This is a genomic window from Caballeronia sp., assembly GCF_028292365.1.
Taxonomy (GTDB): Bacteria; Pseudomonadota; Gammaproteobacteria; order Burkholderiales; family Burkholderiaceae; genus Caballeronia.
On sequence record NZ_JAQGMM010000204.1, the window covers coordinates 1 to 8,295 of the forward strand.

The 8,295-nt window shown below is 60.4% G+C and carries 7 protein-coding genes; 1 reads left to right on the top strand and 6 read right to left on the bottom strand.

Annotated elements, in window-relative coordinates; genetic code table 11:
• Positions 1-666, bottom strand: a 666-nt coding sequence (locus JWR14_RS12665) for an FAD-dependent oxidoreductase (RefSeq protein ID WP_299706799.1), incomplete at its 3' end; no start/stop codon positions are given.
• A gap of 490 nt (positions 667-1,156) precedes the next feature.
• On the opposite strand from JWR14_RS12665, the gene purL reads away from it, so the two are divergent.
• Positions 1,157-5,215 carry a phosphoribosylformylglycinamidine synthase gene (gene purL, locus JWR14_RS12670; RefSeq protein WP_299706802.1) on the top strand — a complete coding sequence of 1,353 codons (4,059 nt, stop codon included), beginning with the start codon at positions 1,157-1,159 and terminating at the stop codon, positions 5,213-5,215.
• Positions 5,216-5,341: 126 nt separating this feature from the next.
• Here the strand turns inward: purL and JWR14_RS12675 are convergent, their stop codons facing one another.
• From JWR14_RS12675 to JWR14_RS12695, 5 genes are all read right to left on the bottom strand, one after another.
• Positions 5,342-6,124 (bottom strand): peptidylprolyl isomerase, encoded by a 783-nt coding sequence (locus JWR14_RS12675; RefSeq protein WP_299706805.1) that lies wholly within the window; start codon positions 6,122-6,124, stop codon positions 5,342-5,344.
• A 120-nt stretch (positions 6,125-6,244) separates the two neighbouring features.
• Positions 6,245-6,568: a BolA family protein gene (locus tag JWR14_RS12680; RefSeq protein WP_299706808.1), complete on the bottom strand. Its 324-nt coding sequence runs from the start codon at positions 6,566-6,568 to the stop codon at positions 6,245-6,247.
• Positions 6,565-7,104, bottom strand: a complete 540-nt coding sequence (locus tag JWR14_RS12685) for a septation protein A (RefSeq protein ID WP_299706811.1) — start codon at positions 7,102-7,104, stop codon at positions 6,565-6,567. The genes JWR14_RS12680 and JWR14_RS12685 overlap by 4 nt, the downstream gene beginning before the upstream one ends.
• Before the next feature lie 232 nt (positions 7,105-7,336).
• The gene (gene msrB, locus JWR14_RS12690; RefSeq protein WP_299706815.1) at positions 7,337-7,759 is read right to left on the bottom strand and encodes a peptide-methionine (R)-S-oxide reductase MsrB; all 423 of its coding nucleotides are present in this window, start codon (positions 7,757-7,759) and stop codon (positions 7,337-7,339) included.
• A gap of 87 nt (positions 7,760-7,846) precedes the next feature.
• Positions 7,847-8,295 (bottom strand): protein adenylyltransferase SelO family protein (locus JWR14_RS12695; RefSeq protein ID WP_299706818.1); only part of this gene is annotated, 449 nt, incomplete at its 5' end.

Here is an 8,295-nt window from a genome sequence, read left to right on the forward strand (position 1 = left end):
GCGAATGGCCGTGACTTCGCGGCCAAGCTGGAACTGCACGCCGCCGTCTTCCAGCACTTGCTTCAGCAGCTTGGTGAACAACGGGCAATTCGCGGTGCGGGCGTCGCCGAGCAATACACCACCAGCAAGCGGTGGATCGTCCGGTATGGACGGCTCGGCCGCCACGCATTCCTCGGGCGTCAGCATGCGGTGCGGCGTCTCAAAGCGCTGCAGCAGGGCAATCGCAGACTGCGCCAGCTCGAGATCGCGTTCATGGCGGAACACGTGCAGCACGCCGGTGCGCTGTTCGTAATCGAGTGCGTACCGGGAGTCGATATCGGCGATCACGTCGCGCGATATGTCGACCAGCGGGCGCAGGGCGGCGTATTGACTGGTGAAAAGCTCCGGGTCCTTGAACCGCGCGAGTTGCTTCGCGAACTCGCGGGTGTCGGAATTGAAGCCGGGTTTGAACACAATGCCGGTTTTGACCGCGCGCCGTGTCTGCATGAACGTCGGTCCGAACCACACGTCGAGCGGCGAGGGCAACACGGAGCCGCCATGACCGTAGGTTGCGCCTTGCGCAACAGTGGCATGGCGCTCGACCACGCAGACGCGATGCCCGTTTGCACGCAATTGATACGCGGTGGCGATGCCGGCGATTCCGCCGCCGATGACGATGACATCCATGTTTCGTTCTCGCCCGAAGGCGCAAGACCAGACTGGTTCACGAGCCGGCGCCCGATGTGTCAGGGCGCCCGGGATTCGCCGGGATTCTCGTGAGAGAGGCGAACCGGCGTTTGTGCGACTTTTGTGCGACCCAACGCCGGTCGGGGAAAGCGCGCAATGATAGCGCCAAACGCGCGCCGACGGGACGCCGGGAGGCGTGACGCAGCGGCGCTATTGACCCGGTTGGCGGCTGAAAAACCAGGTGTGGCAAGGCTTTTAAAGGACGCCGCCGGATCTTCCGCGAAACATTCCGGGATATTTCAGAGATTGGAGTGCCGTCGTCAGCCCGTTTCACGGCTTGGCCCCGGGTCCGTTTTCGAGACACTTCCGGGTTATAATCCGGGGCTTCCCACCGCCAGTTGCGGCACCGCCGCAACTGGCTCCGACGTCTCTCGTCTTGACGTCTGCCTCGGCATCTTCGACGTCCCGACGTCCTTTAAGCACCGCGACAATGGCCCACTTTTCGTGTTTCCCCGGCGCTTCGGCCCTCTCCGATTTTCGTCAAACCCGCCTGCTCGAAACATTGACGCGCATCGACCCGGCAATTGTCGGCGTGCGCGGCCAGTATCTGCATTTTGTGAACTCAGTCGATCCGCTCTCCGATGAAGACAGCAACCGCATCCACGCGCTGATGCACTACGGCACGCCGTTCGAGGCGAGCACCGAGCGCGGCGCGCACGAAACCTTCATGGTCGTGCCACGTTTCGGCACCGTTTCGCCTTGGGCGAGCAAGGCCACGGATATCGCGCATCACTGCGGCCTCACGCAGGTTCGCCGGATCGAACGCGGTATCGAATATACGGTGATCCTGAAAAGCGGCTTGCTCGGCAGCGGCATTGGCGGCAAGAAGGCGTTGAACGAGCAGGAACGCGCTGCAGTTGCGGCCGCGCTGCACGACCGGATGACCGAAAGCGTTGCGCCGTCGCGGGATCACGCACTGCATCTCTTCGACGAACTGCCGGCCCAGCCGCTGCAAGCCGTCGATATCCTCGGCCATGGCCGCAGCGCGCTGGAAACGGCGAACGCGGAACTTGGCCTTGCTTTGGCAGACGATGAAATCGACTACCTCGTCGATTCGTTCAAGCAACTGGAGCGCAATCCGACCGACGTCGAACTCATGATGTTCGCACAGGCCAACAGCGAACATTGCCGTCACAAGATTTTCAACGGACAGTGGACCATCGACGGCGAGCCGCAGGACATCTCGCTCTTCAACATGATCCGCAACACCGAGAAGCTGAATCACGCCGGCACGATCGTCGCGTATTCGGACAACTCGGCGATCATGGAAGGCGGCACGGCCGAACGCTGGTTCCCGCGTGGTTCGAACGAACAATACGGCCGTCACACCGAGTTGACGCATACGTTGATGAAGGTCGAGACGCATAACCACCCGACCGCCATTTCGCCGTTCGCCGGCGCGGCAACAGGCTCGGGCGGCGAGATCCGTGACGAAGGCGCGACCGGCCGCGGTGCGCGCCCGAAGGCGGGCCTGGCGGGTTTCTCGGTATCGAACCTGGACTTGCCCGATGCACGCCAGCCATGGGAAAACGCCCGCGACAGCGCCGTGCCGGTGCCGCAGAGGAATCCATCGGATGCGCACGAGCCGTACGGCAAACCGGAGCGCATTGCATCGCCGTTGCAGATCATGATCGATGGCCCGATTGGCGCGGCCGCGTTCAACAACGAATTCGGCCGGCCCAATCTGGGCGGCTATTTCCGCGCGTATGAGCAGAACGCTGCGGGGCGCGTGAGGGGTTATCACAAGCCGATCATGATTGCGGGCGGCATCGGCAATATCTCGGACCAGCACACGCACAAGATGGATTTGCCGCCGGGATCGTTGCTGATCCAGATCGGCGGTCCGGGCATGCGGATCGGCATGGGCGGCGGCGCGGCGAGTTCGATGGCGACCGGCGCGAACACCGCGCAACTCGACTTCGATTCCGTCCAGCGCGGCAACCCGGAAATCCAGCGGCGCGCGCAAGAAGTGATTAACGCGTGCTGGCAGTTGGGCGCTGAGAACCCGATCCTGAGCATCCACGACGTGGGCGCGGGTGGGTTATCGAATGCGTTTCCTGAACTGGTCGATGGCGCGGACAAGGGCGCACGTTTCGAATTGCGTCGCGTACAGCTTGAGGAATCAGGGTTGTCGCCGCGAGAAATCTGGTCGAACGAAGCGCAGGAGCGTTACGTCCTGGCGATTGCGCCGGAAAGCTTGCCGGCCTTCGAAGCCATCTGCACGCGTGAACGCTGCCCGGTCGCGGTGGTGGGCGTCGCGACGGAAGAACGCCAGTTGCAGTTGATCGACGACTTGAAGAGCGCGGATCAAAAGCTCGAACCCGTCGACATGCCCATGGAAGTCCTGCTCGGCAAGACGCCCAAGATGCATCGCGACGTGAAGCGCGAGGTGTTGAAGTTCGAACCGGTTGATGTCACCGGAATGGTGTTGTCGGAGATCGCGGTGAGCGTGCTCAAGCACCCGACGGTCGCAAGCAAATCGTTCCTGATTACGATTGGCGACCGCTCGGTGGGCGGCACGACCGCGCGCGACCAGATGGTCGGCCCGTGGCAAGTGCCGGTCGCCGATTGCGCGATCACGACCATGGACTACGCGGGCTTCCGTGGCGAAGCAATGACCATTGCCGAGCGCACGCCGCTTGCCGTGATCGATGCCCCCGCATCCGGTCGCATGGCGGTCGGCGAAGCAGTGACGAACATTGCGTCGGCGCCGATCGAATCGTTGAACAAGCTGAAGCTGTCCGCCAACTGGATGGCAGCGTGCGGCAGTCCCGGCGAAGACGCGGCGCTGTTTGACACCGTGAAGGCTATCGGCATGGAATTGTGTCCGGCGCTGGGCATCAGCATTCCTGTCGGCAAGGATTCGCTGTCCATGCGCACCAAGTGGCAGGACGAGGCGGGCGTAGCGAAGGAAGTCGTGTCGCCGGTGTCGCTGATCATTTCGGCGTTTGCGCCGGTTGAAGATGTCCGCCGACAACTCACGCCGCAGTTGCAGCGTGGCACAGACACGGTGCTGATCTCGATCGACCTCGGGCGTGGCAAGAATCGCCTTGGCGGCAGCATTCTGGCGCAAGTCACGCAGCAGATTGGCGATACGGTTCCCGACGTCGACGACGCAGAGGACCTGAAGCGGTTCTTCAACGCGATCCAGTCGCTCAACGCCGCGGGCAAGCTGCTCGCATACCACGATCGTTCCGATGGCGGCCTTTGGGCGACTGTCTGCGAAATGGCGTTTGCGGGGCACGTGGGCGTGTCGCTGAACGTCGACATGCTGATCCTCGATCCGAACCACGAATCCGATTACGGCGATGCCAAGGACTGGGCGAAGCAGACCAGCGGCCGTCGTGAAGACCGGACCATTCGCGCGTTGTTCTCGGAAGAGCTGGGTGGTGTGATCCAGGTGCCTCTGGCGGACCGCGATGCCGTGATGGCTGTGTTGCGCGAACACGGGCTGTCGGCTTGCAGCGAAGTGATCGGCAAGCCGAACGAGCGTGACGCCATCGAGATTTATCGCGATGCGAAGAAGATTTACGAAGCGCCGCGGCATGAGTTGCAGCGTGCATGGAGCGAAGTGAGCTGGCGCATCGCGCGGTTACGCGATAACCCCGCGTGTGCCGACGCCGAATACGATGCGTTGCTCGATCCGGCTGATCCTGGCATTTCGCCGGTGCTGACTTTCGATCCGACACAGGATGTATCGGCTCCGTTCATTGGCAAGGGCGCGCGTCCGCGCGTCGCAATCCTGCGTGAGCAGGGCGTCAATTCACATCTGGAAACGGCTTACGCGTTCGACCGTTCGGGCTTCGACACCCACGACGTCCACATGAGCGATTTGCTGGAAGGCCGCGTTACGTTGGCGGACTTTGCGGGTGCGGTTGCTTGCGGCGGTTTCTCTTACGGCGACGTACTCGGCGCGGGCGAGGGCTGGGCGAAGACGATTCGTTTCAATCCACGTCTGGCCGATATGTTCGAGGCGTTTTTCGGTCGCACCGATACCTTTGCGCTGGGCATTTGCAATGGTTGCCAGATGATGAGCAGCCTCGCTTCGATGATCCCAGGCGCAGATGCGTGGCCGAAGTTCACACGGAACAAGTCGGAGCAATTCGAGGCGCGGTTTGCATCGGTTGAAATACAAAGCTCGCCGTCGATATTCTTCGCCGGGATGGAGGGTTCGCGGATTCCAGTGGCGGTTGCACATGGCGAAGGTTTTGCAGATTTCTCGCAGCAAGGTGATTCTGCGAACGCCTTGATAGCGATGCGTTTCGTCGATAACAAGGGCGCTGCAACCGAGCAATATCCGTTGAATCCGAATGGCTCGCCAGAAGGGATTACGTCGGTGACGACGCCTGATGGACGCTTCACGGTGCTGATGCCGCACATGGAGCGGGTGCACAGGAATGTGCAGATGAGCTGGACACCTGCCGACTGGACTGCAGACGCGAGTCCGTGGTTGCGCGTGTTCCAGAACGCGCGGCGCTGGGTGGGATAAAGTCGGGCGGTGCCCTTTTCATCAAGGGAGAGGGCACCGCAACTCAGAACTCAAGCCCAATGAAAAAGCCCCGCTGGCGCAAACCAGCGGGGCATTTTCACATCGACATAGGCGATAACCTGCGTTTTACTTGATCACAGCTTTCTTCTGCAAACCTTCTTCAAACGCCTGCAGCTTTTCCTGCTGAATCTGCTTTGCAATCTGATCCTTCACTTGCTCGAGCGGCGGCGGGGCGACATCACGGATATCGTCCAGCCGGATGATGTGCCAGCCGAATTGCGTCTTCACCGGCTCGTCCGTCATCTCACCCTTCTTCAACTTCTCAGCCGCTGCGCCAAACTCCGGCACGTAAGCCTGCGGGCTTGACCAGTCCAGATCGCCGCCATTCTTGCCCGATCCCGGGTCCTTCGAGAACTGCTTCGCCAGATCTTCAAAGCTCGCGCCAGCCTTGATCTTTGCAATCAAGTCCTTAGCCTGAGCTTCGTTGTCGACGAGGATATGGTGCAGGTGATATTCCTTGCCGCCGCCAACCTGCTTCACCATGTCGTCGTACCGTGCCTTGATCTCGGCATCGGTCGGCGGATTGTTCTTCACGAAATCTTCAATCAACGCACGCAGGACCACGGTCTGCTGAGCAACGGCAATTTGCGCCTTTACGTCGGGACGCGTGGCAATACCGCGCCGCATGGCTTCCTGCATCAGGATTTCGCGATTCACCAGCTCTTGACGCACGGCCGCCTGCAATTGCGGCGTGTCTTGCTGACCCTGCTGGACGAGTTGCGCGACAAGCGCATCGACACGGGACTTCGGAATCGGCGTGCCGTTCACTACGGCAATGTTCTGAGCAAACGCGGGCGCCGCCGCGAACGCGGCCAGCAGCACCCAAATACGGGGATTTTTTAGAATCATCAATAGTTCCTGATCAGAACGAGGGCTGGAGATCTTGGCTGAAATCTTGTTGGCTGAAACCGGTGGCTGAAAGCAACTGGACTGAAGAACAGTTCTAAAGGACAGTGAAGTTACTAGGAGTCACTCGAACTGGTCTGCAAACTCTTCGGGTGTAAAAGCCTTGATGGCAAGCGCATGAATACCCTGCCGCAGCTCGTCGGCCAGCGCATCATACACCAGCCGGTGCCGCGCCACGCGTGGCTTCCCGGCGAATCGGGCTGCCACGATGGTAACCGTATAGTGACTTCCCGCCGACGCTCCTGCATGGCCCGCGTGCGCGGCGCTGTCGTCATCGATATGGACCGACGACGCATCCAGCGCCACATTAAGTCGCGCTTCGAGATAAGCAATCTTGCCCTCGGCCGACGCGTTGACGAAGTTCTCGATAAAACCGGGATCGCTCATTTCCCTTCGTCCTCTTTCATATACTTCGCGAGCCACAAACTCTGGGCCACGATAAACACCAGCAAGCACCCGGTCGCGCCAAAGAGCTTGAAGTTGACCCATTGATCGGTGGTGTAGTTGAACGCCACGAACAGGTTGACCATGCCGAGAATCGCGAAAAACACCGCCCAGGCAAGATTCAATTGGCCCCATATGCGATGCGGCAACACGATCTGCTTGCCCATCATCGCTTCAATGAGGTTCTTGCCGAAACCGACCTGCGACACAATCAGCGCGCCGGCAAAAAGCCAGTAAAGCGCGGTGGGTTTCCATTTGATGAAGGTGTCGTTATGCAGCACGAGCGTCGCCCCGCCGAACACGACCACCACGCCCAGGCTTACCCACAGCATGGGATCGACCTTGCGATGCCGGAACGCGACCCAGGCGATCTGCACAAGCGTGGCGACAATTGCTACAGCGGTCGCGGTGTAGATGCCCCAGATCTTGAATGCGACGAAGAAGAGGAGGATCGGAAATAGATCGAACAGAAATTTCATGTTGTAGGGACGAGGAGGGCATCAATATGAAAGCGCGCACGCGCCGAGTGTCGCCGGTTCGCTACCGGCACAACCCAACGCCTGGCGAGTGAATAGCCGCAGTCAGCCGCCGCAGTCAGCCGCTTTTGGCCCCAAGTCAGCCGCGTTTAAAAGCATTTGAAAGCGCGCGGCGAGGTCGCTCTTCGCGCCAACGTCGACTTGCCGGCTCACTGACCGGCAGCGCCCGACGCGCTTACTTGGCTTCGAATTGTAGCGCAGCCGAGTTGATGCAGTACCGCAGACCGGTCGGCGCGGGACCGTCTTCGAAAACGTGGCCCAGATGCGCGCCGCAGTTCTTGCACTGGACCTCGATGCGCAGCATGCCGTGCGCACGATCCGTCTTCTCCTTGATGACTTCGCCGTTGATCGGCTTGAAGTAGCTCGGCCAGCCGCAACCGGCATCGAATTTCGTATCCGACTCGAACAACGGCGTGCCGCAGCACACGCAGTCATACACACCGCGGTCCGTGTGGTCCCAGTACTCGCCAGTGAACGGCCGTTCGGTGGCGGCGTGGCGCGTCACGTGGTACTGGATATCGCTTAATTCCTTTCGATACTCGGCATCGTCTTTCTGCAGCGGAGCAACGGGGTCTTTCGTGAGATCGTCTCGGTTCATGGTTCTCTATCTCCAGATCTTTAGCGGAGCCCAACAAGGAAAGCGGCTCGCTTGGGCTCGTTTGGGCTTATGTATTTGGGGGCTATTTCAGGAAGAGCAACTGACTTCCAGGTCGCTCGCCCAGTCGGGCGGCAGGCCGGCATACGCTTCAAATTCAGGCTGCTCATCGAACGGGTGGCGCAGCACCTTTGCCAGCCGTTCAACTTCGGAAAAATCCTTCTCTTTTGCCAGTCGGATGGCGTTTTCGGCCAGATGATTGCGTAAGGCATATTTCGGATTCACGGCGTTCATTGCGCTTGCTCGCGCTTCATCGCTTTGTGTTTCCTCCGACAAGCGCAGCCGATAGTCGTTCGCCCAGACATCGAAAGCATCGCGATCGAGGAACAGATCACGCACCGGCGCGTCGCCAGAAGCGTCAGCCTTGCGCATTTTGGCCAGGTTCCGGAACGTCAGCGTGAAATCGGCGCGATTGGCGTTCATCACTTCGAACAGGCGGTTCGCGAGTTTGTCGTCACCTTCGCGGGTCACGACCAGAC

What these genes read in the sequence shown, in the direction of transcription:
- purL (WP_299706802.1), top strand. Translation starts at nt 1,157, where the DNA reads ATGGCCCACTTTTCGTGTTTCCCCGGCGCTTCGGCCCTCTCCGATTTT.
- JWR14_RS12680 (WP_299706808.1), bottom strand. Translation starts at nt 6,568, where the DNA reads ATGAGCGATCCCGGTTTTATCGAGAACTTCGTCAACGCGTCGGCCGAG.
- JWR14_RS12675 (WP_299706805.1), bottom strand. Translation starts at nt 6,124, where the DNA reads ATGATTCTAAAAAATCCCCGTATTTGGGTGCTGCTGGCCGCGTTCGCG.
- msrB (WP_299706815.1), bottom strand. Translation starts at nt 7,759, where the DNA reads ATGAACCGAGACGATCTCACGAAAGACCCCGTTGCTCCGCTGCAGAAA.
- JWR14_RS12685 (WP_299706811.1), bottom strand. Translation starts at nt 7,104, where the DNA reads ATGAAATTTCTGTTCGATCTATTTCCGATCCTCCTCTTCTTCGTCGCA.